The 25,928-nt window shown below is 61.8% G+C and carries 26 protein-coding genes and 1 pseudogene; 19 read left to right on the top strand and 8 right to left on the bottom strand.

Going from position 1 to position 25,928, the window contains the following annotated elements:
- Positions 1-14 precede the first annotated feature (14 nt).
- Positions 15-1,508, bottom strand: a complete 1,494-nt coding sequence (locus BB029_RS01455) for an aldehyde dehydrogenase (protein WP_027608295.1) — start codon at positions 1,506-1,508, stop codon at positions 15-17.
- Between the two features lie 230 nt (positions 1,509-1,738).
- On the opposite strand from BB029_RS01455, the gene BB029_RS01450 reads away from it, so the two are divergent.
- Entirely contained in the window at positions 1,739-2,101 is a 363-nt protein-coding gene (locus tag BB029_RS01450; protein WP_027608294.1) for a cupin domain-containing protein, read from the top strand.
- A gap of 69 nt (positions 2,102-2,170) precedes the next feature.
- On the opposite strand, the gene rpmG is transcribed toward BB029_RS01450, so the two are convergent.
- Positions 2,171-2,326 carry a 50S ribosomal protein L33 gene (rpmG, locus tag BB029_RS01445; RefSeq protein WP_003176906.1) on the bottom strand — a complete coding sequence of 52 codons (156 nt, stop codon included), beginning with the start codon at positions 2,324-2,326 and terminating at the stop codon, positions 2,171-2,173.
- A gap of 11 nt (positions 2,327-2,337) precedes the next feature.
- On the bottom strand, positions 2,338-2,571 hold the full coding sequence (gene rpmB, locus BB029_RS01440) for a 50S ribosomal protein L28 (protein WP_003176907.1): 234 nt from the start codon (positions 2,569-2,571) through the stop codon (positions 2,338-2,340).
- A gap of 458 nt (positions 2,572-3,029) precedes the next feature.
- Between rpmB and BB029_RS01435 the strand changes: the two genes are divergently transcribed.
- On the top strand, positions 3,030-4,622 hold the full coding sequence (locus BB029_RS01435; protein ID WP_065937993.1) for an ABC transporter substrate-binding protein: 1,593 nt from the start codon (positions 3,030-3,032) through the stop codon (positions 4,620-4,622).
- A gap of 57 nt (positions 4,623-4,679) precedes the next feature.
- Here the strand turns inward: BB029_RS01435 and radC are convergent, their stop codons facing one another.
- On the bottom strand, positions 4,680-5,354 hold the full coding sequence (gene radC / locus BB029_RS01430) for a DNA repair protein RadC (RefSeq protein WP_065937992.1): 675 nt from the start codon (positions 5,352-5,354) through the stop codon (positions 4,680-4,682).
- 143 nt (positions 5,355-5,497) lie between these two features.
- Here radC and coaBC point away from each other — a divergent pair, with 143 nt between their 5' ends.
- The 4 genes and pseudogenes from coaBC (at position 5,498) to argB (ending at position 9,753) form a co-directional block, all read left to right on the top strand.
- Complete coding sequence (coaBC, locus tag BB029_RS01425; RefSeq protein WP_027608291.1) at positions 5,498-6,706, top strand: bifunctional phosphopantothenoylcysteine decarboxylase/phosphopantothenate--cysteine ligase CoaBC; 1,209 nt, start codon at positions 5,498-5,500, stop codon at positions 6,704-6,706.
- Between the two features lie 5 nt (positions 6,707-6,711).
- Positions 6,712-7,167 carry a dUTP diphosphatase gene (dut, locus tag BB029_RS01420; protein ID WP_027608290.1) on the top strand — a complete coding sequence of 152 codons (456 nt, stop codon included), beginning with the start codon at positions 6,712-6,714 and terminating at the stop codon, positions 7,165-7,167.
- Positions 7,168-7,407: 240 nt separating this feature from the next.
- Positions 7,408-8,829, top strand: a pseudogene (locus BB029_RS01415) (phosphomannomutase/phosphoglucomutase); the annotation flags it as partial.
- A gap of 18 nt (positions 8,830-8,847) precedes the next feature.
- Complete coding sequence (gene argB / locus BB029_RS01410) at positions 8,848-9,753, top strand: acetylglutamate kinase (RefSeq protein ID WP_015886532.1); 906 nt, start codon at positions 8,848-8,850, stop codon at positions 9,751-9,753.
- Between the two features lie 62 nt (positions 9,754-9,815).
- On the opposite strand, the gene pyrE is transcribed toward argB, so the two are convergent.
- Positions 9,816-10,463 carry an orotate phosphoribosyltransferase gene (pyrE, locus tag BB029_RS01405; protein WP_027608288.1) on the bottom strand — a complete coding sequence of 216 codons (648 nt, stop codon included), beginning with the start codon at positions 10,461-10,463 and terminating at the stop codon, positions 9,816-9,818.
- Positions 10,464-10,545: 82 nt separating this feature from the next.
- On the opposite strand from pyrE, the gene BB029_RS01400 reads away from it, so the two are divergent.
- Complete coding sequence (locus BB029_RS01400) at positions 10,546-11,325, top strand: exodeoxyribonuclease III (RefSeq protein WP_003195493.1); 780 nt, start codon at positions 10,546-10,548, stop codon at positions 11,323-11,325.
- A 58-nt stretch (positions 11,326-11,383) separates the two neighbouring features.
- On the opposite strand, the gene BB029_RS01395 is transcribed toward BB029_RS01400, so the two are convergent.
- On the bottom strand, positions 11,384-11,752 hold the full coding sequence (locus BB029_RS01395; protein WP_065937991.1) for a DUF4870 domain-containing protein: 369 nt from the start codon (positions 11,750-11,752) through the stop codon (positions 11,384-11,386).
- 22 nt (positions 11,753-11,774) lie between these two features.
- Positions 11,775-12,497, bottom strand: a complete 723-nt coding sequence (rph, locus tag BB029_RS01390) for a ribonuclease PH (RefSeq protein ID WP_065937990.1) — start codon at positions 12,495-12,497, stop codon at positions 11,775-11,777.
- Positions 12,498-12,701: 204 nt separating this feature from the next.
- On the opposite strand from rph, the gene BB029_RS01385 reads away from it, so the two are divergent.
- From BB029_RS01385 to BB029_RS01360, 6 genes are all read left to right on the top strand, one after another.
- Complete coding sequence (locus BB029_RS01385) at positions 12,702-13,565, top strand: YicC/YloC family endoribonuclease (protein ID WP_065926714.1); 864 nt, start codon at positions 12,702-12,704, stop codon at positions 13,563-13,565.
- Between the two features lie 10 nt (positions 13,566-13,575).
- Positions 13,576-14,196 (top strand): guanylate kinase, encoded by a 621-nt coding sequence (gmk, locus tag BB029_RS01380; protein WP_065937989.1) that lies wholly within the window; start codon positions 13,576-13,578, stop codon positions 14,194-14,196.
- Between the two features lie 167 nt (positions 14,197-14,363).
- A complete protein-coding gene (rpoZ, locus tag BB029_RS01375; protein WP_003176920.1) occupies positions 14,364-14,627 on the top strand; it encodes a DNA-directed RNA polymerase subunit omega in 264 nt (87 codons plus the stop codon).
- Between the two features lie 60 nt (positions 14,628-14,687).
- Positions 14,688-16,793, top strand: a complete 2,106-nt coding sequence (gene spoT, locus BB029_RS01370; RefSeq protein ID WP_005792489.1) for a bifunctional GTP diphosphokinase/guanosine-3',5'-bis pyrophosphate 3'-pyrophosphohydrolase — start codon at positions 14,688-14,690, stop codon at positions 16,791-16,793.
- Between the two features lie 24 nt (positions 16,794-16,817).
- Complete coding sequence (locus tag BB029_RS01365; protein WP_003176922.1) at positions 16,818-17,198, top strand: RidA family protein; 381 nt, start codon at positions 16,818-16,820, stop codon at positions 17,196-17,198.
- A 56-nt stretch (positions 17,199-17,254) separates the two neighbouring features.
- On the top strand, positions 17,255-17,998 hold the full coding sequence (locus tag BB029_RS01360) for a hypothetical protein (RefSeq protein ID WP_065937988.1): 744 nt from the start codon (positions 17,255-17,257) through the stop codon (positions 17,996-17,998).
- A gap of 64 nt (positions 17,999-18,062) precedes the next feature.
- Here BB029_RS01360 and BB029_RS01355 read toward each other — a convergent pair whose 3' ends face one another.
- Complete coding sequence (locus BB029_RS01355) at positions 18,063-18,914, bottom strand: SDR family oxidoreductase (RefSeq protein WP_065937987.1); 852 nt, start codon at positions 18,912-18,914, stop codon at positions 18,063-18,065.
- A gap of 189 nt (positions 18,915-19,103) precedes the next feature.
- Between BB029_RS01355 and exbB the strand changes: the two genes are divergently transcribed.
- The 6 genes from exbB (at position 19,104) to BB029_RS01325 (ending at position 25,887) form a co-directional block, all read left to right on the top strand.
- Positions 19,104-20,084, top strand: coding sequence for a tonB-system energizer ExbB (gene exbB, locus BB029_RS01350; RefSeq protein ID WP_065937986.1), 981 nt, complete (start codon positions 19,104-19,106; stop codon positions 20,082-20,084).
- A gap of 6 nt (positions 20,085-20,090) precedes the next feature.
- A complete protein-coding gene (exbD, locus tag BB029_RS01345) occupies positions 20,091-20,516 on the top strand; it encodes a TonB system transport protein ExbD (RefSeq protein WP_003195519.1) in 426 nt (141 codons plus the stop codon).
- On the top strand, positions 20,513-21,262 hold the full coding sequence (locus BB029_RS01340) for an energy transducer TonB (RefSeq protein ID WP_065937985.1): 750 nt from the start codon (positions 20,513-20,515) through the stop codon (positions 21,260-21,262). Before exbD ends, BB029_RS01340 begins: the two co-directional genes overlap by 4 nt.
- Positions 21,263-21,404: 142 nt before the next feature.
- Positions 21,405-22,325: a hydrogen peroxide-inducible genes activator gene (locus BB029_RS01335; protein ID WP_015886540.1), complete on the top strand. Its 921-nt coding sequence runs from the start codon at positions 21,405-21,407 to the stop codon at positions 22,323-22,325.
- An 8-nt stretch (positions 22,326-22,333) separates the two neighbouring features.
- On the top strand, positions 22,334-24,409 hold the full coding sequence (recG, locus tag BB029_RS01330) for an ATP-dependent DNA helicase RecG (protein ID WP_027608279.1): 2,076 nt from the start codon (positions 22,334-22,336) through the stop codon (positions 24,407-24,409).
- A 77-nt stretch (positions 24,410-24,486) separates the two neighbouring features.
- Positions 24,487-25,887: an aminoacyl-tRNA deacylase and HDOD domain-containing protein gene (locus BB029_RS01325; protein WP_065937984.1), complete on the top strand. Its 1,401-nt coding sequence runs from the start codon at positions 24,487-24,489 to the stop codon at positions 25,885-25,887.
- Positions 25,888-25,928 lie beyond the last annotated feature (41 nt).

The following is a 25,928-nucleotide window of genomic DNA, read 5'->3' as shown; positions in this document are numbered from 1 at the left end:
GCCTGCGGTGTTGCTTAGAGCTTGATCCAGGTCGCCTTCAGCTCGGTGTACTTGTCGAACGCATGCAGCGACTTGTCGCGACCATTACCCGACTGCTTGAAGCCGCCAAACGGTGCGGTCATGTCGCCGCCGTCGTATTGGTTGACCCACACGCTGCCGGCACGCAGGGCCTTGGCGGTGAGGTGCGCCTTGGAAATGTCCGATGTCCACACCGCAGCGGCGAGGCCGTATTGGGTGTCGTTGGCGATCTTGATCGCTTCTTCGGCGCCGTCAAAGGTAATCACCGACAGCACCGGGCCGAAGATCTCTTCCTGGGCGATTCTCATGGCGTTGGTTACACCGTCGAAAATCGTCGGCTCGACGTAGGTGCCGCCCGTCTCTTCCAGGATGCGCTTGCCACCCGCCACCAACTTGGCGCCGTCAGTGTGGCCGGCTTCGATGTACGACAGCACGGTGTTCATCTGCTGGGTGTCCACCAGGGCTCCGACGTTGGTCGCCGGATCCAGCGGGTTGCCGGGCTTCCAGCCCTTGAGGGCCTCGATCACCAGCGGCAGGAAGGTGTCCTTGATCGAACGTTCCACCAGCAGGCGCGAACCGGCAGTGCAGACTTCACCCTGGTTGAAGGCGATGGCGCTGGCAGCGGATTCGGCGGCGGCTTGCAGGTTCGGAGCATCGGCAAAAACGATGTTCGGGCTCTTGCCGCCGGCCTCCAGCCAGACGCGCTTCATGTTCGACTCACCGGAGCGAATCAACAGTTGCTTGGCGATCTTGGTCGAACCGGTGAACACCAGTGTGTCGACGTCCATGTGCAGCGCCAGCGCATTGCCGACGGTGTGGCCGTAGCCCGGCAGCACGTTGAACACGCCTTTCGGAATACCGGCTTCAACGGCCAGGGCCGCGATGCGGATGGCGGTGAGTGGGGATTTTTCGGACGGCTTGAGGATCACCGAGTTACCGGTGGACAGCGCCGGGCCGAGTTTCCAGCAGGCCATCATCAGCGGGAAGTTCCACGGCACGATGGCACCCACCACGCCGACCGGCTCGCGGGTCACCAGACCCAACTGATCGTGGGGGGTGGCAGCGACTTCGTCGTAGATCTTGTCGATTGCCTCGCCGCTCCAGCTCAGGGCATTTGCCGCGCCGGGTACGTCAATGTTCAGGGAGTCACTGATCGGCTTGCCCATATCCAGGGTTTCGAGCAGCGCCAGTTCTTCGGCATTGGCCTTGAGCAGCGCGGCGAAACGGATCATGGTGGCTTTGCGTTTGGCCGGCGCCAGGCGCGACCAGACACCGGAATTGAAGGTGGCGCGGGCATTTTCTACGGCGCGCTGGGCGTCGGCGGCGTCACAACTGGCTACGCTGGTGAGCAGGCGGCCATCGACCGGGCTGATGCATTCGAAGGTGTCGCCGGAAACGGCAGCGGTGTATTCGCCATTGATGTAGGCGCGGCCTTCGATCTTCAGGTCCTTGGCGCGTTGTTCCCAGTCGGCACGGGTCAGGGTGGTCATGCGAGTGTCCTCCTCTTATTGAATACAAGGGCCAGGCGATGTCCCCCGGCAGCCTCAAAGAATGCTTGCCCGCCAGCCAGCTGTTCGGCTCAAAGGCAGCTGCCACCCTAAACCAGCGGCCAGGGATGTTTCAATATATTTGACATAACCGCGGTAAACGCCCTTGCGATGTTCATTTTAATAAACATAGACTTTGGGCTCTCCAACCGCAGGCCAGACGGGACACGCACATGAGCATCCAGGACATCGTCGACTTCAGCCAGGCCAACACCGCCCCAGACCGCTACCGCCCTGCCGCGGAAAAAATCCTCAAGGGCGATCCCGAACAAACGGTGTACAACCATTACAACAGCCCGTGCGGCCAGATGAACGCCGGGGTCTGGGAAGGTGAGGTCGGGCAGTGGCAGGTCAACTACAGCGAGCATGAGTATTGCGAGATCGTGCAAGGCGTCTCTGTATTGCGCGACGCCGAGGGCAATGCGAAGACCTTGCGTGCCGGCGACCGCTTCGTGATCCCCGCCGGCTTCAGCGGCACCTGGGAAGTGCTGGAGCCGTGCCGCAAGATCTATGTGGTGTTCGAGCAGAAGGCCTGATCAACAAACGCCAGGCAAAAAAAAGCCCGTATCGTGAGATACGGGCTTTTTCACAAGGAGGAAAATCAATTACTTGATTTTGCCTTCTTTGTAGATCACGTGCTTGCGAACGCGCGGGTCGAACATTTTCTTTTCGAGCTTGTCCGGGGTAGTACGCTTGTTCTTGTCGGTAGTGTAGAAGTGACCAGTACCGGCGCTAGAGATCATTCGAATCAATTCACGCATGATAGAGCTCCTTAGATCTTGCCAGCGGCGCGGATTTCGGCCAGCACGACAGTGATGCCACGCTTGTCGATAATACGCATGCCTTTGGCAGATACACGCAGGCGAACAAAACGTTTCTCTTCTTCAACCCAGAAGCGGTGATGCTGCAGGTTCGGCAGGAAACGACGACGGGTTTTGTTATTTGCGTGGGAAATGTTATTCCCAGTCACCGGACCCTTACCGGTAACTTGACAGACTCTCGACATGCCTCAGCCCTCTAAAACCACATGCCCAACCCGGCATGGGTTGGCCGCTTAATCTCTCAGTCATTTGGCGCCAGGCGCCGCGTTTCTTTAGGGTCTTACCGGCTACACCTACAAGCGAAGGAACCGGGCCCCTAGAAAAGAGCGCTGCTTTATACCAGAAAGACCCATGTGCAACAACAGCCCGTGTATTTTTACCGGCGTAAATCTCGGCGACAGAGGCCCGAACCGTTGCCAGGAGGGGCCGCTGTAACAGCCGACCGCTCGTCGCACAGAATGATTTACAGCGCTCGCGCGCGCAGTAAAGCGCACAGCGAAACGCGCTGGGGTGCCATCAAAACAGCATTTGAGGCAAAAGCACAGGCAAAAATGGGCTAGTCATTTATCAACCAGACCACTACGGTAGGGCTTTTCCAGACTGCACTCGCAGATGGGCCTTCGATCTGCAAAGGAAACCGAACATGCGCCTCGCTGCCCTACCGCTATTGCTAGCCCCTCTATTTATCGCGCCGCTGGCCTCTGCCGCCAGCAACTTGAGCGTCTGCACCGAGGCCAGCCCCGAAGGGTTCGATGTGGTGCAATACAACTCGCTGACCACCACCAACGCCTCGGCCGATGTGCTGATGAACCGCCTGGTGGACTACGACGCGGCCAGCGGCAAACTGGTGCCCAGCCTGGCGGACAGCTGGGACGTCTCGCCGGATGGCCTGACCTATACCTTCAAGCTGCACCCGGACGTGAAATTCCATCGCACCGAGTATTTCACCCCAAGCCGCACCCTGACCGCCGAAGACGTGCGCTTCAGCTTCGAACGCATGCTCGACCCGGCCAACCCGTGGCACAAGATCGCCCAGAGCGGCTTCCCCCACGCCCAGTCCCTGCAATTGCCAACGCTGGTCAAGAAGATCGATGCCCTCGACCCGCTGACCGTGCGCTTTACCCTGGATCACGCCGACTCCACCTTCCTCGCGGCCCTGAGCATGGGCTTTGCCTCGATCTACCCGGCGGAATACGCCGACAAACTGCTCAAGGCCGGCACGCCGGAGAAGCTCAACAGCCAGCCGATCGGCACCGGGCCGTTCATCTTCAGCCGTTTCCAGAAAGATGCCGTGGTGCGCTACAAGGCCAACCCGGACTATTTCGCCGGCAAACCGGCTGTGGATAACTTGATCTTCGCCATTACCCCGGACGCCAACGTGCGCCTGCAGAAACTGCACCGCAACGAATGCCAGATCGCCCTGTCGCCCAAGCCCCTGGATGTGGGCGAGGCCGAAAAGGACCCCGCACTCAAGGTAGAAAAAACCGCAGCGTTCATGACCGCGTTCGTGGCCATCAACAGCCAGCACCCGCCGCTGGACAAGCCCGAGGTGCGCCAGGCCATCAACCTGGCCTTCGATAAGGGCAGCTACCTCAAGGCGGTGTTTGAAGGCACCGCCGAAGCCGCCAACGGCCCGTACCCGCCCAATACCTGGAGCTACGCCAAAGACTTGCCGGGTTATCCACAGGACCTCGCCAAGGCCAAGGCCTTGCTGGACCGTGCCGGCCTTAAGGACGGCTTCAAGACCACCCTCTGGACGCGCCCCACCGGCAGCCTGCTGAACCCTAACCCGAACCTCGGCGCGCAACTGCTGCAGGCGGACCTGGCCAAGGTGGGCATCCAGGCTGAGATCCGCGTGATCGAATGGGGCGAGCTGATTCGCCGCGCCAAAGCGGGTGAACACGACCTGCTGTTCATGGGCTGGGCCGGCGACAACGGCGACCCGGATAACTTCCTGACCCCGCAGTTTTCCTGTGCGGCGGTTAAATCCGGCACCAACTTCGCCCGCTATTGCGATCCGGCGCTGGACAAGCTGATCAGCGCCGGCAAGACCACCAGCGAACAAGGTGTACGCAGCAAGCTGTACCAGCAGGCCCAGGCGCAGATCCAGCAACAGGCGCTGTGGTTGCCGCTGGCGCACCCGACGGCGTTCGCCCTGGCGCGCAAGAGCGTCGAGGGCTACCAGGTGAGCCCGTTCGGGCGCCAGGACTTCTCGAAGGTCAGCGTCAAGCCCTAAGCTGCAAGCTGCAAGCTGCAAGCTGCAAGCCTGCTTGAGGCTTGCAGCTGTTCCGTCCTACATCCACCCATATTCCGCCATCGACAACGGATCACCGTCCCCCACGATGATGTGATCCAGTACCCGCACATCCACCACTTCCAGGGCCTTTTGCAGCAGCTTGGTCAATTTTCGATCAGCCGCGCTGGGCTCCGCGATCCCGGAAGGATGGTTGTGACACAAAATCAACGCCGCCGCGTTATAGGCCAGGGCGCGCTTGACCACTTGCCGCGGGTAGACCACGGCAGCGTCGATGGTCCCCTCGGACAACACTTCGAACCCCAGCACCCGATGCTTTGAATCGAGAAACAGGCAGCCGAAAACTTCATGGGGCTCATGGCGCAACAGCGACTTGAGGTAATTGCGTACGGCCACCGGGCTTTCCAGCACCGAATCGCTGCGCAGGCGCTCGGCCAGGTGGCGTCGGGACATTTCCAGCACCGCCTGCAACTGAGCAAACTTCGCCGGTCCCAAGCCCAATTGCTGGCTGAACACCGCCTGGCTGGCTTCCAGCAGCGGGCGCAAACCGCCAAATTGCGCCAGCAGATGGCGCGCCAGGTCCACCGCGCTCCTGCCGGTTACGCCGGTGCGCAGGAAGATCGCCAGCAATTCAGCATCGGACAGACTCGACGCCCCCCACTCCAAAAGCTTCTCTCGCGGCCGCTCTGCCGCCGGCCAATCACGAATACTCATTCCACCTCCCTGTGCATGTGCGCCGCTGTTGCGGGGCGGGCGCTGTGTTATCGTAGGCCCTCTTTTTTGCGTGCGATTTCACCTGGGGAGGGGGCATCGCAGGCGTCACTGAACTGGCTTCACTGAACTGGAAAGGCAAACCAATGCAGCGTCTGTATCGGAAACGCATCGTTCTCGGCGTCGGCGGCGGCATTGCCGCCTACAAGAGCGCAGAGCTGGTCCGCAGGCTTCTCGACCAGGGCGCTGAAGTGCGCGTGGTCATGACCCGCGGCGGCAGTGAGTTCATTACTCCGCTGACCATGCAGGCCTTGTCCGGACACCCGGTTCACCTGGACCTGCTGGACCCGGCAGCCGAAGCCGCCATGGGTCATATCGAACTGGCCAAGTGGGCCGACCTGGTACTGATCGCCCCTGCCACCGCCGACCTGATCGCGCGCCTGGCGCAAGGCATTGCCGATGACCTGCTGACCACCCTGGTACTGGCCACCGACGCCACCGTCGCCATCGCCCCGGCCATGAACCAGGCCATGTGGCGCGACCCGGCGACCCAGGCCAACACCCAGCTCCTGCAAAGTCGTGGCCTCAAGGTGTTCGGCCCGGCCTCCGGCAGCCAGGCCTGCGGCGATGTCGGCATGGGCCGCATGCTCGAAGCCACCGACCTTGCATTGTGCGCCGCCGAATGCTTCCAGCACCTGGCTCTGACCGGCCGGCACGTGCTGATTACGGCAGGCCCGACCCAGGAAAACATCGACCCGGTACGCTACATCACCAACCATAGCTCAGGAAAAATGGGCTTTGCCTTGGCGGAAGCCGCGGTCGAGGCAGGTGCACGCGTTACCCTGATCACCGGTCCGGTGCACTTGCCGACCCCCGATCGCGTCACGCGAATCGACGTAGTCAGCGCCCGGGACATGCTGGCCGCCTGTGAGGCCGCCATTCCCTGTGACCTGTTTATCGCTTCGGCAGCGGTTGCAGACTACCGCCCGGAAGTCGTCGCCCCGCAAAAGCTCAAGAAAGACCCTACGAGCGGCGACGGCCTGCTCCTGCAAATGGTGCGCAACCCGGACATCCTGGCCACCATTGCCACGCGTCCGGACCGCCCGTTCAGTGTCGGCTTTGCCGCCGAGACCGAGCACCTGCTCGACTACGCCGCACGCAAACTGAAAGACAAAAACCTCGACCTGATCGTTGCCAATGATGTCGCCAACCCGAGCATCGGCTTCAACAGCGAGGAAAACGCCTGCAGCGTGATCGACCGCGAGCTGCACGCCACTCTTTTCGCCCAGACCAGCAAAGGCAAGATTGCCCGCCAACTGATCTCTTTTATCGCCCAACGGCTGAACCAGGTTTAATTTCCATGCACGCTTTGCAAGCCAAGATCCTCGACCCCCGCATCGGCACCGAATTCCCGCTGCCGGCCTACGCCACCCCAGGCTCCGCCGGCCTGGACCTGCGCGCCATGCTCAAGCAAGACACCGTCCTTGAGCCGGGTCAGACCGTCCTGATTCCCACCGGCCTGTCGATCTACGTCGGCGACCCGGGCCTGGCCGCGCTGATCCTGCCGCGCTCCGGCCTGGGCCACAAACACGGTATCGTGCTGGGTAACCTGGTAGGCCTGATCGATTCGGACTACCAAGGCGAGTTGATGGTGTCGTGCTGGAATCGTGGCCAGACGGCTTTCAACATCGCTGTCGGCGAGCGCATTGCCCAGCTTGTACTGGTGCCGGTGGTGCAGGCGCACTTCGAACTGGTGCAGGATTTTGACGAAACCCAACGCGGCGCAGGCGGTTTTGGGCATTCCGGTAGTCACTGACTACGCTGAACCTGGCCGGGCGCCTTTGCCCGGCTCGATGCCCCCGCAAGGCTTTTCAGGATGAAGAATGCGCGGACTTTATCAGCGAGATTTCCCATTTGAAATCAATGCATTACGCAGAAATAAAGACAGGGGCCAAGCTCCGATGGCACTTTTGCACCACGAACTCTCTGCCGAAAACACCGTCATACCCTTCAGTTTGAGCCTGCCGGTCAGCCACATTAAGGCCAGCCTTGCCCCCTTGAGATGGAGTTTCCCCCCGCGATGAGTACCGCAGCCCGAGTAGCCCCGACATTCCCCGACAGCATCTTTCGCGCCTATGACATTCGTGGCGTAGTCCCCAAGACCCTGACCGCCGAAACCGCCTACTGGATTGGCCGCGCCATTGGCTCCCAGAGCCTGGCCCAGGACGAGCCGAACGTCTCGGTCGGTCGTGACGGTCGCCTGTCCGGCCCGGAACTGGTGGAACAACTGATCCAGGGCCTGGCCGACAGTGGCTGCCATGTCAGCGATGTGGGCCTGGTGCCCACTCCCGCGCTGTACTACGCCGCCAATGTACTGGCGGGCAAATCCGGGGTAATGCTGACCGGCAGCCATAACCCGTCGGACTACAACGGTTTCAAGATCGTCATCGCCGGCGACACCCTGGCCAACGAACAGATCCAGGCCCTGCACACCCGCCTGAAGACCAACGACCTGACCAGCGGCAAAGGCAGCATCACCAAAGTTGACATCCTGCAGCGCTACTCTGATGAAATCACCGGCGACGTCAAACTCGCACGCCGCCTCAAAGTGGTGGTGGACTGCGGCAACGGCGCGGCCGGCGTAATCGCCCCGCAGTTGCTCGAAGCCCTGAACTGCGAAGTGATCCCGCTGTTCTGCGAGGTCGATGGCAACTTCCCCAACCACCACCCGGACCCAGGCAAACCGGAAAACCTGGTGGACCTGATCGCCAAGGTCAAGGAAACCGGTGCTGACGTCGGGCTGGCCTTTGACGGCGACGGCGACCGTGTAGGCGTGGTGACCGAAACCGGCGAGATCGTATTCCCGGACCGCCTGCTGATGCTGTTCGCCCGCGATGTGGTGGCACGCAACCCGGGTGCCGAGATCATTTTCGACGTGAAGTGCACCCGCCGCCTCACCCCGCTGATCAAGGAATATGGCGGCCGTCCGCTAATGTGGAAGACCGGTCACTCGTTGATCAAAAAGAAAATGAAGGAAACCGGCGCGCTGTTGGCCGGTGAAATGAGCGGCCACGTGTTCTTCAAGGAGCGCTGGTTCGGGTTTGACGACGGCATTTACAGCGCCGCCCGTCTGCTGGAGATCCTCAGCAAGGAAAAATCCACCGCCGAAGAGCTGTTTCAGACCTTCCCGAATGATATTTCTACGCCAGAGATCAATATCCATGTGACCGAGGAGAGCAAATTCAGCATCATTGACGCACTGCACGATGCGCAATGGGGCGAAGGCGCCCACCTGACCACCATTGATGGTGTGCGAGTCGATTACGCCAAGGGCTGGGGCCTGGTTCGCGCGTCCAACACCACACCGGTGCTGGTGCTGCGTTTCGAGGCGGATACCGAGGCTGAGTTGCAGCGCATAAAGGACGTGTTCCACGCCCAGTTGAAACGTGTTGCCCCTGATCTCCAATTACCGTTCTGATTTTTACCGGAGCCCTGAATGACCCTCGAACGCGAAGCCGCTGCCAACACCGCCAAGGTCCTGTCCGAAGCGTTGCCTTACATTCGACGCTACGTCGGCAAGACGCTGGTGATCAAGTACGGCGGCAATGCCATGGAAAGCGACGAGCTGAAAACCGGCTTTGCCCGCGACATCGTGTTAATGAAGGCCGTGGGGATCAACCCCGTGGTGGTCCACGGCGGCGGCCCGCAAATCGGCGACCTGCTCAAGCGCTTGTCGATCGAGAGTCACTTCATCGATGGCATGCGCGTCACTGACGCGCAGACCATGGACGTGGTGGAGATGGTCCTCGGCGGCCAGGTGAACAAAGACATCGTCAACCTGATCAACCGCCACGGCGGCAGCGCCATTGGCCTGACCGGCAAGGACGCCGAGCTGATCCGTGCGAAAAAACTGACCGTTACCCGTCAGACGCCGGAAATGACCCAGCCGGAAATCATCGACATCGGCCAGGTGGGCGAAGTGATCGGCATCAACACCGACCTGCTGAACCTGCTGGTCAAGGGTGACTTCATCCCGGTAATCGCGCCGATCGGCGTGGGTGCCAACGGTGAGTCCTATAACATCAACGCCGACTTGGTTGCGGGCAAGGTGGCCGAAGCATTGAAGGCTGAAAAGCTGATGCTGCTGACCAACATCGCCGGCCTTATGGACAAGGAAGGCAAGGTACTGACCGGCCTGACCACCCAGCAAGTGGACGAGCTGATTGCCGACGGCACCATCTACGGCGGCATGTTGCCGAAGATCCGTTGCGCACTGGAGGCGGTGCAAGGCGGCGTCGGCAGCTCGCTGATCCTGGATGGCCGGGTGCCGAATGCAATCCTGCTGGAAATCTTCACCGATACGGGTGTGGGCACGCTGATCAGTAACCGCAAGCGCCCTTAAAACGCTGAAAACAAAAAGCCCCGCTCAACCTGGTTGAGCGGGGCTTTTTTATGGTTCGGCGATTACTGAACGCCGAACTGCTCGCGATACGCCTTAACTGCCGGCAAGTGCTGCTTGAGTTGCGGGTCGTCTTCCAGGAACTGCAGCACCTGGTTCAACGACACGATACTGACCACTGGAATACCGAAATCACGCTCCACTTCCTGGATGGCCGACAACTCACCGTTGCCACGCTCCTGGCGGTTCAGCGCGATCAGCACACCGGCGGCCTTGGCGCCGTCCTGGGAAGCGATGATCTGCATCACTTCACGGATAGCCGTACCGGCCGTGATCACGTCATCGATGATCAATACATCGCCTGTAAGCGGCGCGCCCACCAGGCTGCCGCCTTCGCCATGGGCCTTGGCTTCCTTGCGATTGAAGCACCATGGCAGGTCGCGCCCATGATGTTCCGCCAGGGCCACGGCCGTTGCAGCCGCCAGGGGGATGCCCTTGTAGGCCGGGCCAAACAGCACGTCGAAGGAAATACCGCTTTCAACGATGGCTGCCGCGTAGAAACGACCCAGCTGAGCCAGGGCCGAACCCGAGTTGAACAAGCCTGCATTGAAGAAATACGGGCTGGTGCGCCCGGACTTGAGGGTGAACTCACCGAAGCGCAAAACCCCGCGATCGATGGCAAAACGAATGAAATCGCGTTGATACGCCTGCATGAAAAAAGCCTCAGATACCACGGATTTAGCTAATTAGGTAGACGGCGTGTATCATACACGCACGCGATTTTTGGGGCCATTTATGCGGATCATCAGTGTGAACGTTAATGGTATTCAGGCTGCAGTCGAGCGTGGTTTGCTCAGTTGGCTGCAAGCTCAGAATGCCGACGTCATCTGCCTGCAGGACACCCGCGCCTCCGCCTTTGAACTGGACGACCCAGCCTTCCAACTGGATGGCTACTTCCTTTATGCCTGCGATGCCGAAGTGCCCACCCAAGGTGGCGTGGCTTTGTACTCGCGGTTGCAACCCAAGGCGGTCATCAGCGGCCTCGGCTTCGAGACAGCCGACCGCTACGGGCGCTACCTGCAAGCCGATTTCGACAAGGTCAGCATCGCGACCTTGCTGCTTCCTTCGGGGCAGAACGGCGATGAAGACTTGAACCAGAAGTTCAAGCTAATGGACGATTTCGCCCGTTACCTGGATAAACAGCGACGCAAACGTCGCGAGTACATTTACTGTGGCTCGCTGTACGTGGCGCAACAGAAGCTGGATATCAAGAACTGGCGTGACAGCCAGCAATCCCCGGGCTTCCTGGCGCCGGAACGGGCCTGGATGGACGAGATTGTCGGCAACATGGGCTATGTGGATGCGCTGCGCGAAGTCAGCCGCGAAGGCGACCAGTACAGCTGGTGGCCAGACAATGAACAGGCTGAGATGCTCAACCTGGGCTGGCGCTTCGACTACCAGTTGCTGACCCCGGGTCTGCGCCGGTTCGTTCGCAGTGCACGCCTGCCACGCCAGCCGCGCTTCTCGCAGCACGCGCCGCTGATCGTGGACTACGACTGGACACTGACCATCTAGGGTCTTTATCCAGGCACAAAAAAACCGACATCGCTGTCGGTTTTTTTGTGGGTGTCGATTATTTGACCAGGCGCCAGGTCAAGGGATAGCGATAGGCGATCCCTTTGTTGGCTTTGATTGCGCCGATGATCGTCAGCACCACGCTTGCGATAACCAAGGCCGTCATCAGGAAAAACCCAATGACCGCGAAGGCCAGCACGATGCAAATGACCCAGGCGATGGCTACGGTGATCTGGAAATTCAGTGCCTCCTTGCCCTGGTCGTCAATGAACGGATCCACTTCTTTTTTCATCTGCCACAGGATCAGCGGCCCCACGACGCTGCCGAAGGGGAATACAAACCCCAGGAACGCCGCAAGATGGCATAACATTGCGCCCTGACGCACCTCGTAGGAAGGCGTAGGCACCGGCATTTGGCTGTCATTCATGGCGCTTCTCCTTGAGGCGTACTCAGTCAGCCAGTGCGGCGTTCTGCAGTTCGAAGATCTCAGTCATGCCCTTCTGGGCCAGGGCCAGCATGGCGTTCAGCTCGGCCGGCTGGAATGGCGCACCTTCGGCGGTGCCCTGCACTTCGATGAAACCACCGGTGCTGGTCATCACTACGTTCAGGTCGGTCTCGGCAGCCGAGTCTTCCAGGTAATCCAGGTCCAGCACCGGCTCGCCCTGGTAAATGCCCACCGATACGGCGGCGATCATCTGCTTCAGTGGGTCGCCGCCTTTCAGGCCGCCACGCTTCTTGATGACTTTAAGCGCGTCGACCAGCGCCACCATGGCGCCAGTGATGGACGCGGTGCGCGTACCGCCATCAGCCTGGATCACGTCGCAGTCGACGTAGAGGGTAACGTCGCCCAGCTTGGACATATCCAGGGCCGCGCGCAGGGAGCGCCCGATCAGGCGCTGGATTTCCAGGGTGCGGCCGCCTTGCTTGCCACGGCTGGCTTCACGCTGGTTACGCTCGCCGGTAGCGCGCGGCAGCATGCCGTATTCGGCGGTCAACCAACCCTGGCCCTGGCCCTTGAGGAAGCGCGGCACGCCATTTTCAACGCTGACGGTGCAGATAACCTTGGTATCGCCAAACTCGACCAGTACGGATCCCTCGGCGTGTTTGGTGTAGTTGCGGGTGATGCGGATCGAGCGGAGCTGATCGGCAACGCGACCACTTGGACGTTTCATAGGGGATACCTGTACTGAGGACGAAAAACTGCCGGCCATTATAGAGCCGCGAGCCGATTCGGGGCACTGCTAAAAATCTGGTTACGAATGCTCAGGGTTTGGGCGCGCCCGCCCCACTGCGCTACAATCCCGCGCCTTCGCAGCCTGTCGGCTTCAATTTACCCATCAGCCCGCTTTCGCGGGACTGCATCGCGAGGTACCTCCATGGTGCACAGCATGACCGCCTTCGCCCGCGTCGAAAAAGCCGGCGCCCAAGGTACCCTGAGCTGGGAACTGCGCTCGGTCAACAGCCGCTACCTGGAGCCGCACCTGCGCCTGCCGGAATCCTTCCGCGACCTCGAAGGCGCCGTGCGTGAGGCACTGCGCCAGGGCATCTCCCGCGGCAAGCTGGAATGCACCCTGCGTTTTACCGAAGAAACCACCGGCAAGCCGCTGCAGGTAGACCGCGAGCGCGCTGCGCAACTGGTCGCGGCGGCCGAAACCGTCGCCGGCCTGATCAAGCAGCCCGCCGCACTGAACCCTCTGGAAGTGTTGGCCTGGCCCGGCGTGCTGGTGGCCGACGCCTCCGATCCGCAAGCCCTCAATGCCGAAGCCCTCGCCCTGTTCACTCAGGGATTGAAGGAACTCAAGGCTGGCCGCGAGCGCGAAGGCGCCGAACTGGCCCGATTGATCAACGAGCGCCTGACGTCAATCGAAGCAGACGTGGTCACCTTGCGCGAGCTGGTACCGCAGATGCTCGCCACCCAACGCCAGAAGGTCCTCGACCGCTTCACCGACATGAAGGCCGACCTCGACCCCGTGCGCCTGGAGCAGGAAATGGTGCTGCTCGCGCAGAAGAGCGACGTCGCCGAAGAACTGGATCGCCTGAGCACCCACATCCTCGAAGTGCGCCGCGTGCTCAAGTCCGGCGGCGCCGCTGGTCGGCGCCTGGACTTCCTGATGCAGGAACTCAACCGCGAAGCCAATACACTGGGCTCCAAGGCTTTCGATCCGCGCAGCACCACAGCGGCGGTCAACCTCAAGGTGTTGATCGAGCAGATGCGCGAACAAGTACAGAATATTGAGTAAGGCACCCTCCATGACCCATAGCACCGGCACCCTTTACATCATTTCCGCGCCTTCGGGCGCGGGCAAGAGCAGCCTGGTCAAGGCCCTGACCGACGCTGACGAGCAGATTCGCATCTCGGTCTCCCACACCACCCGTGCCATGCGCCCGGGCGAGGTGAACGGCGTGCACTATCACTTCGTCGAGCGCACCGAGTTCGTCAAGATGATCGAGCATGGCGACTTCCTGGAGCGCGCCGAGGTGTTCGGCAACCTCTACGGCACCTCGCAGAGCCACCTGCAGCAGACCCTGGACGAAGGCCATGACCTGATCCTGGAAATCGACTGGCAGGGCGCCGAGCAAGTGCGCCAGCTGATGCCCAAGGCACGCTCGATCTTCATCCTGCCGCCGTCGCTCGAAGCCTTGCACCAGCGCCTGACGAACCGCGGCCAGGACAGCGACGAAATCATCGAAAGCCGCATGCGTGAAGCCGTCAGCGAAATGAGCCACTATGTCGACTACGACTACCTGATCATCAACGACGATTTTTCCCACGCCCTGGATGACCTGAAGGCGATTTTCCGCACCAATCAGCTCCAGCAAAAGCGTCAACAGCAGCGTTTCGGCAAATTACTCGCCGAACTGCTCGGCTGATTGGCTCTTCCCAAAACCGCTGCAAGGGCTTTACATTGGCGCTTGCAGCGGTTTTGCGAGGACCTGCGAAAAATCAGCGCTTCCCTAAACGCTGGTGATTTTTTAAACTGCTCAGTCCGCTCGCCCAACCGGGCAGCGCGCATCTTGCATTCGCTCCGAGGAATACCATGGCCCGCGTAACCGTTGAAGACTGCCTAGAACACGTGGATAACCGCTTTGAGCTGGTCATGCTCTCTACCAAGCGTGCCCGTCAACTGGCCACTGGCGGCAAAGAGCCTCTGGTCCAGTGGGAAAACGACAAGCCTACCGTTGTAGCCCTGCGTGAAATCGCTGAAGGCCTGATGAGCTACGAGTTCATCGCCAACGCTGAAATCGTTGAAGACGAACCGCTGTTTGCAGCGTTCGAGGACGAGTCCAACGAGGCCGTCTAAGCCTATGCCTGGTCGACGTAGCACGGCGCGGGGTCACAGCCTTCGGCAGGAGTTCACACTTTGCCGAGCATAGACGCCCTCGCCGATCGCTTATCGGCCTACCTCGGCCCAGACCAGGTCAACCTGGTCCGCCGAGCGTATTTCTACGCCGAACAAGCCCACGACGGCCAACGCCGCCGAAGCGGTGAGGCGTATGTCACCCACCCCCTTGCGGTGGCAAATATCCTGGCCGACATGCACATGGACCATCAGAGCCTGATGGCCGCTATGCTGCATGACGTGATCGAAGACACCGGCATTGCCAAGGAAGCGCTCAGTGCGCAATTTGGCGAAACCGTGGCCGAACTGGTCGACGGGGTCAGCAAACTGACCCAGATGAACTTCGAGACCAAGGCCGAAGCCCAGGCGGAAAACTTCCAGAAAATGGCCATGGCCATGGCCCGGGACATCCGGGTGATCCTGGTCAAGCTGGCCGACCGGCTGCACAACATGCGCACGCTGGAAGTGCTGTCCGGCGAAAAACGCCGGCGCATCGCCAAGGAAACCCTGGAAATCTACGCGCCCATCGCCAACCGGCTGGGCATGCACGCCATTCGTATCGAGTTCGAAGACCTCGGCTTCAAGGCCATGCACCCGATGCGTTCGGCGCGCATCTACCAGGCCGTCAAGCGCGCCCGGGGCAATCGCAAGGAAATCGTCAACAAGATCGAAGAATCCCTGAGCCATTGCCTGGCGATCGACGAGATCGAGGGCGAGGTCAGCGGCCGGCAGAAGCACATCTACGGCATCTACAAGAAGATGCGCGGCAAGCGCCGGGCCTTCAACGAGATCATGGACGTGTACGCGTTCCGCATCATCGTGGACAAGGTCGATACCTGCTACCGCGTGCTGGGCGCTGTACATAATCTGTACAAACCCCTGCCGGGGCGCTTCAAGGACTACATTGCCATTCCCAAGGCCAACGGCTATCAATCGCTGCATACCACGCTGTTCGGTATGCACGGGGTGCCGATCGAGATCCAGATCCGCACCCGGGAAATGGAAGAGATGGCCAACAACGGCATCGCCGCCCATTGGCTGTACAAATCCAGCGGCGACGAGCAGCCCAAAGGCACCCATGCCCGTGCCCGCCAATGGGTCAAGGGCGTGCTGGAAATGCAGCAACGTGCCGGCAACTCCCTGGAATTTATCGAAAGCGTGAAGATCGACCTGTTCCCGGACGAGGTCTACGTGTTCACGCCCAAAGGCCGGATCATGGAGCTGCCCAAAGGCTCCACTGCGGTCGACTTTGCCTACGCGGTGCACACCGATGTCGGCAACAGCTGCATTGCCTGCCGGATCAACCGGCGCCTGGCCCCGCTGTCGGAACCGCTGCAAAGCGGCTCCACTGTGGAGATCGTCAGCGCACCGGGCGCGCGCCCGAACCCGGCGTGGCTGAACTTCGTGGTCACCGGCAAGGCGCGCACGCACATCCGCCACGCGCTGAAACTGCAGCGCCGCTCCGAATCCATCAGCCTGGGCGAGCGCCTGCTGAACAAAGTGCTCAACGGCTTCGACAGCGCCTTGGACAAGATTGCGCAGGAGCGCGTGCAAGCGATGCTCCACGAGTATCGCCAGGAAACCATCGAGGACCTGCTGGAAGATATCGGCCTGGGCAACCGCATGGCCTACGTGGTCGCCCGCCGCCTGCTGGGTGAAGGCGAACAACTGCCAAGCCCGGAAGGCCCGCTGGCGATTCGCGGCACCGAGGGCCTGGTGCTCAGCTATGCCAAATGCTGCACGCCGATCCCTGGCGACCCGATTGTCGGCCACCTGTCGGCCGGCAAGGGCATGGTCGTTCACCTCGACAACTGCCGCAACATCACCGAGATCCGCCACAACCCGGAGAAGTGCATCCAGCTCTCGTGGGCCAAGGATGTCACCGGCGAATTCAACGTCGAGCTGCGCGTGGAGCTGGAACACCAGCGCGGCCTGATCGCCCTGCTGGCCAGCAGCGTCAACGCGGCCGACGGCAATATCGAGAAAATCAGCATGGACGAGCGCGATGGTCGCATCAGCGTGGTCCAGCTGGTGGTCAGCGTGCATGACCGCGTGCACCTGGCCCGCGTGATCAAGAAACTGCGCGCCTTGACCGGTGTGATCCGCATCACCCGCATGCGTGCGTAGCCCATCCATTACAAGGAGTCATTCATGACCAAGACCGTAATCACCAGCGATAAAGCCCCAGCCGCCATCGGCACTTACTCCCAGGCCATCAAGGCGGGCAACACCGTCTACATGTCCGGCCAGATCCCGCTGGACCCAAAGACCATGGAACTGGTGGAAGGCTTCGAAGCCCAGACCGTACAGGTCTTCGAAAACCTCAAGTCCGTGGCCGAAGCTGCCGGCGGCTCGTTCAAGGACATCGTCAAGCTGAACATCTTCCTCACCGACCTGAGCCACTTCGCCAAGGTCAACGAGATCATGGGCAAGTACTTCGAACAACCTTACCCAGCCCGCGCCGCCATTGGTGTGGCCGCCCTGCCAAAGGGCGCGCAGGTTGAGATGGACGCAATTCTGGTCATCGAGTAAAACACCCGGCGCAGCCTCCACAGGCTGCGCCGACTTCGTTTTAAAAGGATTTCATGATGCGCAAAGCGCTTGTAGCCTCTTCGTTGCTCGCCCTGTTGCTCGGCGGCTGCGCCAGCAACCCTGCCAACCAGGATGTGAGCGGCACCTGGATCAACCAGGTCGCCATCGATGCGGCAGCCAAGGGCGGCCCTTTGCGTGAAGCGCTGCAAAGCTATGGCCCGAACCTCGAATGGGAGATTAACCCCAAGGCTTCGCAGGCACGTTACTACAACGGCTTTGAAGTCGCCGAAGGCAAGTTGCTCGGCGAACAGTCCGGCGCCTGGAGCGTCGACTTCTACGGCAGCTCCGCCACTGAACTCAAGCGCAAAGGCAAGCAACTGCTGCAAGTGGCCAACGATAACGAGCCCGAGCAGCTCTTCGCCCGCGCCAAGGAACCTGCACCGGAAGGTGCGCCGCTGGGCGCCAACTTCGAACGCGCCCTGTATGGAGCCTATATGGGCGGCGACTGGAAGATCACCGACGGCTTCGGCAGCGGCGCCACTGTCCAGTTCCAGCCTGACGGCAAGGTCGCCGGTTTGCCCAATGTTGATCGGTACTCGCTGTGCCTGGCCGGTGACTGTGCCTCCATGAGCGGCGGCTACGACAGCATGTGGCTGCAACTCAACGGCGTGGGCAACCCGTGGATCTTCACGCGCAAGGGCAAGCAGCTGGAAATCTTCCAGGCGGTCAACACCGCTCAAACGGATGAAGTGCCTCAGTTCACTCCCGGGCCGCGCCAATGGCTGCTTGAAAAACAATAGCAGTCATCACCCAGCTCCAAATGTGGGAGAGGGGCTTAACCCCTCCCACATCTTTAACCGCATTTCAGCCTTTAAGAATGGCTGCGTACCCTTCGCGGTAGCTCGCATACGTGGGCGTCCACCCCAGCGCCTTTATCCGGGCATTGCTGCATTGCTTGCTGCCCGCACGCCGCACACTCGCGTCCTCGGACCACTCAGTGACGCCCAGATAGTCACGCAGCCAGGCCACCACCTCGGCCAAGGGCGCCGGTGCGTCGTCGACGCCGATATAGACCTTATCCAGCGAACCGCCCTGCTCCACGTGGCGTAGCAAAAATGCCAGCAAGCCCGCCGCATCATCGGCGTGTATACGGTTGCCATATAAAGGTGGATCAAGCGCTACACGGTACCCCTGGCGCACCTGGGTCAGCAGCCATTCGCGACCAGGCCCGTAAATGCCGGTCAACCGCACGACGCTCGCAGGAATGCCACTGTTAAGTGCCACCTGCTCGGCCTCCAGCATGACTTGCCCGGAATAACCCTTGGCCTGGGTTTCGGAGGTTTCGTCGACCCACTCGCCATTCTGCTGCCCGTATACGCTGCTGCTGGACACAAACAGCAGGTGCTTGGGCTCCTGGCCATAATCCTTCAGCCACTCCAGCACATGCTGCAACCCTTGCACGTAAGCGGCGCGATAACCGGCCTCATCGTGGTCGGTGGCGGCGGCGCAGTACACCAGGTAATCCACCCCGCCGATCGGCCAGGTGTCAGGGCAATCTTTGTTGAACAGGTCGCCGGCAATGCCGATCACCCCGTCGGGCAGGCGCGAAATATCGCGCCGCAGGCCATGAACCTCCCATTCCGAGGCCAGCAATTGGCTAGCCAGCCGACTACCCACATCGCCACATCCGGCAATCACAACAGAAGGCACAGACATCATAAAACTCCGTTCTTAAAGGTCTAGATTAGCCCTCGCAGCAGACCGGCGGCCAGAAAAAGGGCAAATAAAGTTACTGTATTACTTCTGTTAACAAGAATTACTTGCAATAATAACCGCCCATTTGTCCTCGACCCCTTTGGGTCTGGAAGGACGATCATTCATTTTCTTCTCTCAGGTCCGGCCAGCATGACACGTAATACAACCCCCGCTTCGCCAACCAAGCTTCACAGCCCATCCCGCGCCTGGCGTGCGATTGCTGCGATGCTGTTCAGCGTACTGCTGGCGCCGACCGCCGCATTCGCTGATGCCACCGCCCCGGCTACCCCGGCCGCCGCCGAGCACAATGCTGCGGCTCCAACCGCACCCGCCGCTGCCCCCGCGGCCACCGACCCGGCCCAGGCTGCAACCCCAGCCGTCGCCGACGAAACCGGTGTCGTGCTGGAAGAAGACAACACCCTGGGCATGGCCCACGACCTGTCGCCATGGGGCATGTACCAGAATGCTGACGTGGTGGTGAAAGCCGTGATGATCGGCCTGGCCATCGCGTCGATCATTACCTGGACCATCTGGATCGCCAAAGGCTTCGAGCTGCTGGGTGCCAAGCGCCGTCTGCGCACTGAAATCGTCCACCTGAAGAAAGCCACCACCCTCAAGGAAGCCAGCGAAAGCGCGACCAAGAAAGGCACCCTGGCAAACACCCTGGTGCACGACGCACTGGAAGAAATGCGCCTGTCGGCCAATACCCGTGAAAAAGAAGGCATCAAGGAGCGCGTGGCGTTCCGCCTGGAACGCCTGGTTGCAGCCTGCGGCCGTAACATGAGCAGCGGCACCGGCGTGCTGGCGACCATCGGCTCCACCGCGCCGTTCGTCGGCCTGTTCGGTACCGTCTGGGGCATCATGAACAGCTTCATCGGCATCGCCAAAACCCAGACCACCAACCTCGCCGTCGTCGCCCCCGGCATCGCCGAAGCCCTGCTGGCAACCGCCTTGGGCCTGGTCGCCGCGATTCCTGCGGTAGTGATCTACAACGTCTTCGCCCGTTCGATTGCCGGCTACAAGGCCCAGGTATCGGACGCGTCGGCAGAAGTCCTGCTGCTGGTCAGCCGCGACCTCGATCACCTGCCTACCGAGCGCAGCTCGCAACCGCACATGGTGAAAGTGGGGTAATCGGCCATGGGCCTGCATTTGAATCAAGGCGACGACGAACTCGTCGAGAACCACGAAATCAACGTCACGCCGTTTATCGACGTGATGCTCGTGCTGCTGATCATCTTCATGGTGGCCGCTCCATTGGCCACCGTGGACATCAAGGTTGACCTGCCCGCCTCCAGCGCCAAGCCGGCGCCGCGGCCGGAGAAGCCGATCTTCCTCAGCGTCAAGGCGGACCAACGCCTGTTCCTGGGCGAAGAAGAAGTCAAGGCCGAAACCCTGGGGCCGGTGCTCGATGCCAAGACCCAAGGCAAGAAGGACACGACGATCTTCTTCCAGGCCGACAAGGGCGTGGACTACGGTGACCTGATGAGCGTGATGGATGCCCTGCGGGCAGCCGGCTACCTCAAGGTAGGCCTGGTCGGACTTGAGACGGCAGCCAAGAAATGATCACGACGCGCCACAAACTGACGCGTTATGGCACCAGCCTCGCCGTCGTGCTGGGCGTGCATGCCGTCGCGATTGCCATCGCGCTCCACTGGTCAACGCCGCGCACGGTGCAGTTGCCGCCGGCAGCCATGGTCATCGACCTGGCCCCGATGCCTGCACCGCCGCCGCCGGCGCCGCCGAAAGTGGTAACGCCGCCGCAACCGCCTGCACCGGTGGAAGAGCTGCCCCTGCCGAAACTGGCCGAGGCGCCCAAGCCAACGATCCAGGTGCCCAAGCCGGTCAAGCCCAAACCTAAACCGCAGCCGCCCAAGCCGGTGGAGAAAAAGATCGAGCCGCCCAAGGAGAAACCCTCCGAGGACCCGCCGAGCGACGCTCCGCCCACCAAGGCACCGGCTGAAAAATCGGCCCAGCCCGTACCTGGCCCGTCGCCGCAACAGATCGCCGCCAAAGCGTCCTGGGAAGGCACCCTGCTGGCACACTTGCAGAAGTACAAGAAGTACCCGCCAGGTGCCCAGGCCCGTGGCAAGGAAGGCCTGAACCGCCTGAAGTTCGTGGTGGATGGCGACGGTAACGTGCTGTCCTACGAGCTGGTGGGGCGTTCCGGCAACGCCGACCTGGACCGCGCCACCCTGGACATGATCCGTCGTGCCCAGCCGCTGCCCAAGCCGCCGGCCGACATGCTCAAGGGCGGCAGCATCGAGATCGTTGCACCGTTCGTGTACAACATCGAGAAACGTCGTCGCTGAAAATGATGGTGGCGAGGGACACCCCTCGCCACTCTCAGCAAAATCCCGCGCATTCCCCCCTCAATCCCCAGCAAAGTTCTGATAACGTGCGTCTATCGATTGCAGCCGGTATGCTTGGCCCGCAACCTCATGGACGCCCGCTATGACTCTTACAGAATTACGCTACATCGTTACCCTCGCCCAAGAGCAACACTTTGGCCACGCGGCCGAGCGTTGCCACGTCAGCCAGCCGACGCTGTCGGTGGGCGTGAAAAAGCTTGAAGACGAACTCGGTGTGCTGATTTTCGAGCGCAGCAAAAGCGCCGTGCGCCTCACCCCAGTGGGCGAAGGCATCGTTGCCCAGGCCCAGAAGGTGCTGGAACAGGCGCAAAGCATTCGCGAACTGGCCCAGGCCGGTAAGAACCAGCTGACTGCACCGCTGAAAGTCGGCGCCATCTATACCGTCGGCCCGTACCTGTTCCCGCACCTGATCCCGCAACTGCACCGCGTCGCGCCGCAGATGCCGCTGTATATCGAAGAAAACTTCACCCACGTGCTGCGCGACAAACTGCGCAACGGCGAGCTGGACGCGATCATCATCGCTTTGCCGTTCAACGAAGCGGATGTGTTGACCCTGCCGCTCTACGACGAGCCGTTCTACGTGCTGATGCCCGCCTCCCATCCGTGGACGCAAAAAGACACCATCGACGCCGGCCTGCTCAACGACAAGAGCCTGCTGTTGCTCGGCGAAGGCCACTGCTTCCGCGACCAGGTGCTGGAAGCCTGCCCGACCCTGACCAAAGGCAACGACGGCGCCAAGCACACCACCGTGGAATCCAGCTCCCTGGAAACCATCCGGCATATGGTCGCTTCCGGCCTGGGTATCTCGATCCTGCCGCTGTCGGCAGTGGACAGCCATCACTACGCCCCCGGCGTGATCGAAGTGCGTCCACTCACGCCACCGGTGCCGTTCCGTACCGTGGCGATTGCCTGGCGCGCCAGCTTCCCCCGGCCCAAAGCCATTGAGATCCTCGCCGACTCGATCCGCCTGTGTTCGGTGGCCAAGCCGCCTGCTGCGAGCTAAGTAAACGTATGACTGAGCTGTCGCAGGTGTCGGTGACGGCACTCAAGGGTGTCGGCGAGGCCATGGCCGAGAAGCTGGCCAAGGTCGGCCTGGAAAACCTTCAGGACGTGCTGTTCCACCTGCCCCTGCGCTATCAGGACCGCACTCGCGTGGTACCCATCGGCCAACTGCGTCCTGGGCAGGATGCCGTGGTCGAAGGCACCGTCAGCGGCGCCGATGTGGTGATGGGCAAGCGCCGCAGTCTGGTGGTGCGCCTGCAGGACGGCACCGGCGGCCTGAGCCTGCGTTTCTACCATTTCAGTAACGCACAGAAGGAAGGCCTCAAGCGCGGCACCCGCGTGCGCTGCTACGGCGAAGCGCGCCCCGGTGCCTCGGGCCTGGAGATCTACCACCCGGAATACCGCGCCATTACCGGTGACGAACCGCCGCCGGTGGACACCACCCTCACGCCGATCTACCCGCTCACCGAAGGCCTGACCCAACAGCGCCTGCGCCAATTGTGCATGCAGACCCTGGGCATGCTTGGCCCGCAGAGCCTGCCCGACTGGCTGCCCCTGGAACTGGCCCGCGACTACCAACTGGCGCCGCTGGCCGATGCGATCCGCTACCTGCATCACCCCCCTGCGGACGCCGATGTCGACGAACTGGCCCTCGGTCATCACTGGGCCCAGCACCGCCTGGCCTTTGAAGAGCTGCTGACTCACCAACTGTCCCAGCAACGCCTGCGCGAAAGCATGCGCTCCCTGCGTGCGCCGGCCATGCCCAAGGCCACGCGCCTGCCTGCGCAATACCTGGCCAACCTCGGCTTTGCGCCGACCGGTGCCCAGCAGCGCGTGGGCAATGAAATCGCCTACGACCTCAGCCAGCACGAGCCGATGCTGCGCCTGATCCAGGGCGACGTGGGCGCAGGCAAGACCGTGGTCGCCGCCCTCGCCGCCCTGCAAGCCCTGGAAGCCGGTTACCAGGTGGCGCTGATGGCACCCACCGAGATCCTCGCCGAGCAGCACTTCATCACGTTCAAGCGCTGGCTCGAGCCCCTGGGCCTGGAAGTCGCATGGCTGGCCGGCAAGCTCAAGGGCAAGACGCGCGCGGCTGCGCTGGAACAGATCGCAGCCGGCGCCCCGATGGTGGTGGGCACCCATGCGCTGTTCCAGGACGAAGTGCAGTTCAAGAACCTGGCCCTGGTGATCATCGACGAACAGCACCGCTTCGGCGTGCAACAGCGCCTGGCCCTGCGCCAGAAAGGCGTGGGCGGGCGCATGAACCCGCACCAGTTGATCATGACCGCCACCCCGATCCCGCGCACCCTGGCCATGAGCGCCTACGCCGACCTCGACACCTCGATCCTCGACGAACTGCCCCCCGGCCGCACACCGGTCAACACCGTGCTGGTCACCGACACCCGGCGCGTCGAAGTGATCGAACGTGTGCGCGGCGCCTGTGCCGAAGGCCGCCAGGCGTACTGGGTGTGCACGCTGATCGAAGAGTCCGAGGAGCTGACCTGCCAGGCCGCCGAGACCACCTATGAAGACCTCACCAGCGCCCTGGGGGAACTCAAGGTCGGGCTGATCCACGGGCGCATGAAGCCCGCGGAAAAGGCCGCGGTGATGGCTGAATTCAAGGCCGGTAACCTGCAGCTGCTGGTCGCTACCACCGTGATTGAAGTGGGCGTGGACGTGCCCAACGCCAGCCTGATGATCATCGAAAACCCCGAGCGCCTGGGCCTGGCGCAATTGCACCAATTGCGCGGCCGCGTGGGCCGAGGCAGCGCCGCCAGTCACTGCGTGCTGCTCTACCACCCGCCGCTGTCGCAGATCGGCCGCCAGCGCCTGGGCATCATGCGCGAGACCAACGACGGTTTTGTCATCGCCGAAAAAGACCTTGAACTGCGCGGCCCCGGCGAAATGCTCGGCACCCGCCAGACCGGCCTGCTGCAGTTCAAGGTCGCCGACCTGATGCGCGACGCCGACCTGTTGCCTGCCGTGCGCGATGCGGCACAGGCGTTGCTGGAGCGCTGGCCGGATCACGTCAGCCCGCTGCTGGATCGCTGGCTGCGCCATGGGCAGCAATACGGCCAAGTGTGACGCCTGACGCACTTATCCGACCTACAGGTGTATCAAGCTGGTTATACTTCGGTGACTGTAAGAAATTGGATCAGGCCATGTCAGAAGTTGCCCACGCCACAGCCCCACTGACCGCCCCGCCGGTCATTCGGGCTTTGCTCGCAAAACTCGCCATCAGCTACACGGAAGTCACCGAACATCCGGGCCTGAATCCTGCGCAAAAAGTCCAGGCCGTCTTGCTGGAAGACGCGGTGGGCGCCCTGATGGTGCTGTTCCCGCAGAACCAGCTGCTGGACCTCAACCGCCTCACCGAACTCACGGGTCGCCGCCTTACGGCCGTGTCACCGGATCGCGTCGCGCGCATGCTGGGCAAGCACGACCTGAGCCTGCTGCCGGGCCTGCCGGCACTCACCAGTTCGCCGTGCCTGTACGAAGGCAGCCTGCTCGACGAAGCGAGCCTGCTGGTGCATTCGGGCGAAGCCGGGCTGCTGCTGGAAATCGCCAGCGACGCGTTCAAGACCATGCTCACCAAGGCCAGCGCCGCCCAGTTCGGTGAACCGCTGAACAACATCCGCCCGAACCTCGACCGCCCCAATGATGACCGTGAGGAAATCACCCAGGCGATGCAGGCGTTTACCGCCCGCCGCATCCAGCAACGCCTGGAAGCGACCATCGAGATTCCACCGCTGGCCGACACCGCCCAGAAGATCATCAAGCTGCGCGTCGACCCCAATGCCACCATCGACGACATCACCGGCGTGGTCGAAACCGACCCGGCCCTGGCCGCCCAGGTGGTGAGCTGGGCCGCATCGCCGTACTACGCATCGCCGGGCAAGATCCGCTCGGTGGAAGACGCCATCGTGCGCGTGCTGGGTTTTGATCTGGTGATCAACCTCGCCTTGGGCCTGGCCCTGGGCAAGACCTTGAGCCTGCCCAAGGACCACCCGCACCAGGCCACGCCGTACTGGCACCAGTCCATCTACACCGCCGCCGTGATCGAAGGCCTGACCCGCGCCATGCCCCGCGCCCAGCGCCCGGAAGCCGGCCTGACCTACCTCGCCGGCCTGCTGCACAACTTCGGTTACCTGTTGCTGGCCCATGTGTTCCCGCCGCACTTCTCGCTGATCTGCCGCCACCTGGAGGTCAACCCGCACCTGTGCCACAGCTTTGTGGAGCAACACCTGCTGGGCATCAGCCGCGAGCAGATCGGCGCCTGGCTGATGCGCTACTGGGACATGCCGGACGAGCTGTCCACTGCCCTGCGCTTCCAGCACGACCCGACCTACGATGGGCAATACGCCGAGTACCCGAACCTGGTGTGCCTGGCCGTGCGCCTGCTGCGCAGCCGGGGGATTGGGTCCGGGCCGGACGAGACCATCCCGGACGAACTGCTCGAGCGTTTGGGTTTAAGCCGTGACAAGGCTGATGAAGTCGTGGCCAAGGTGCTGGATGCCGAGGTGCTGCTGCGCGAATTGGCCTCGCAGTTCAGCCAGGGCTGAATCTGGCGCCTGTCAGATAGCTATCCAACTCGGTAGACCTG

It is taken from the genome of Pseudomonas sp. S3E12 (genome assembly GCF_001702295.1).
Taxonomy (GTDB): Bacteria; Pseudomonadota; Gammaproteobacteria; order Pseudomonadales; family Pseudomonadaceae; genus Aquipseudomonas; species Aquipseudomonas marginalis.
The sequence above is the reverse complement of the archived record's forward strand: the minus strand, read 5'-3'. Positions and strand labels throughout refer to the sequence as shown.

What these genes read in the sequence shown, in the direction of transcription:
- BB029_RS01455 (WP_027608295.1), bottom strand. Translation starts at nt 1,508, where the DNA reads ATGACCACCCTGACCCGTGCCGACTGGGAACAACGCGCCAAGGACCTG.
- BB029_RS01450 (WP_027608294.1), top strand. Translation starts at nt 1,739, where the DNA reads ATGAGCATCCAGGACATCGTCGACTTCAGCCAGGCCAACACCGCCCCA.
- rpmG (WP_003176906.1), bottom strand. Translation starts at nt 2,326, where the DNA reads ATGCGTGAATTGATTCGAATGATCTCTAGCGCCGGTACTGGTCACTTC.
- rpmB (WP_003176907.1), bottom strand. Translation starts at nt 2,571, where the DNA reads ATGTCGAGAGTCTGTCAAGTTACCGGTAAGGGTCCGGTGACTGGGAAT.
- BB029_RS01435 (WP_065937993.1), top strand. Translation starts at nt 3,030, where the DNA reads ATGCGCCTCGCTGCCCTACCGCTATTGCTAGCCCCTCTATTTATCGCG.
- radC (WP_065937992.1), bottom strand. Translation starts at nt 5,354, where the DNA reads ATGAGTATTCGTGATTGGCCGGCGGCAGAGCGGCCGCGAGAGAAGCTT.
- coaBC (WP_027608291.1), top strand. Translation starts at nt 5,498, where the DNA reads ATGCAGCGTCTGTATCGGAAACGCATCGTTCTCGGCGTCGGCGGCGGC.
- dut (WP_027608290.1), top strand. Translation starts at nt 6,712, where the DNA reads ATGCACGCTTTGCAAGCCAAGATCCTCGACCCCCGCATCGGCACCGAA.
- argB (WP_015886532.1), top strand. Translation starts at nt 8,848, where the DNA reads ATGACCCTCGAACGCGAAGCCGCTGCCAACACCGCCAAGGTCCTGTCC.
- pyrE (WP_027608288.1), bottom strand. Translation starts at nt 10,463, where the DNA reads ATGCAGGCGTATCAACGCGATTTCATTCGTTTTGCCATCGATCGCGGG.
- BB029_RS01400 (WP_003195493.1), top strand. Translation starts at nt 10,546, where the DNA reads ATGCGGATCATCAGTGTGAACGTTAATGGTATTCAGGCTGCAGTCGAG.
- BB029_RS01395 (WP_065937991.1), bottom strand. Translation starts at nt 11,752, where the DNA reads ATGAATGACAGCCAAATGCCGGTGCCTACGCCTTCCTACGAGGTGCGT.
- rph (WP_065937990.1), bottom strand. Translation starts at nt 12,497, where the DNA reads ATGAAACGTCCAAGTGGTCGCGTTGCCGATCAGCTCCGCTCGATCCGC.
- BB029_RS01385 (WP_065926714.1), top strand. Translation starts at nt 12,702, where the DNA reads ATGGTGCACAGCATGACCGCCTTCGCCCGCGTCGAAAAAGCCGGCGCC.
- gmk (WP_065937989.1), top strand. Translation starts at nt 13,576, where the DNA reads ATGACCCATAGCACCGGCACCCTTTACATCATTTCCGCGCCTTCGGGC.
- rpoZ (WP_003176920.1), top strand. Translation starts at nt 14,364, where the DNA reads ATGGCCCGCGTAACCGTTGAAGACTGCCTAGAACACGTGGATAACCGC.
- BB029_RS01365 (WP_003176922.1), top strand. Translation starts at nt 16,818, where the DNA reads ATGACCAAGACCGTAATCACCAGCGATAAAGCCCCAGCCGCCATCGGC.
- BB029_RS01360 (WP_065937988.1), top strand. Translation starts at nt 17,255, where the DNA reads ATGCGCAAAGCGCTTGTAGCCTCTTCGTTGCTCGCCCTGTTGCTCGGC.
- BB029_RS01355 (WP_065937987.1), bottom strand. Translation starts at nt 18,914, where the DNA reads ATGTCTGTGCCTTCTGTTGTGATTGCCGGATGTGGCGATGTGGGTAGT.
- exbB (WP_065937986.1), top strand. Translation starts at nt 19,104, where the DNA reads ATGACACGTAATACAACCCCCGCTTCGCCAACCAAGCTTCACAGCCCA.
- exbD (WP_003195519.1), top strand. Translation starts at nt 20,091, where the DNA reads ATGGGCCTGCATTTGAATCAAGGCGACGACGAACTCGTCGAGAACCAC.
- BB029_RS01340 (WP_065937985.1), top strand. Translation starts at nt 20,513, where the DNA reads ATGATCACGACGCGCCACAAACTGACGCGTTATGGCACCAGCCTCGCC.
- BB029_RS01335 (WP_015886540.1), top strand. Translation starts at nt 21,405, where the DNA reads ATGACTCTTACAGAATTACGCTACATCGTTACCCTCGCCCAAGAGCAA.
- recG (WP_027608279.1), top strand. Translation starts at nt 22,334, where the DNA reads ATGACTGAGCTGTCGCAGGTGTCGGTGACGGCACTCAAGGGTGTCGGC.
- BB029_RS01325 (WP_065937984.1), top strand. Translation starts at nt 24,487, where the DNA reads ATGTCAGAAGTTGCCCACGCCACAGCCCCACTGACCGCCCCGCCGGTC.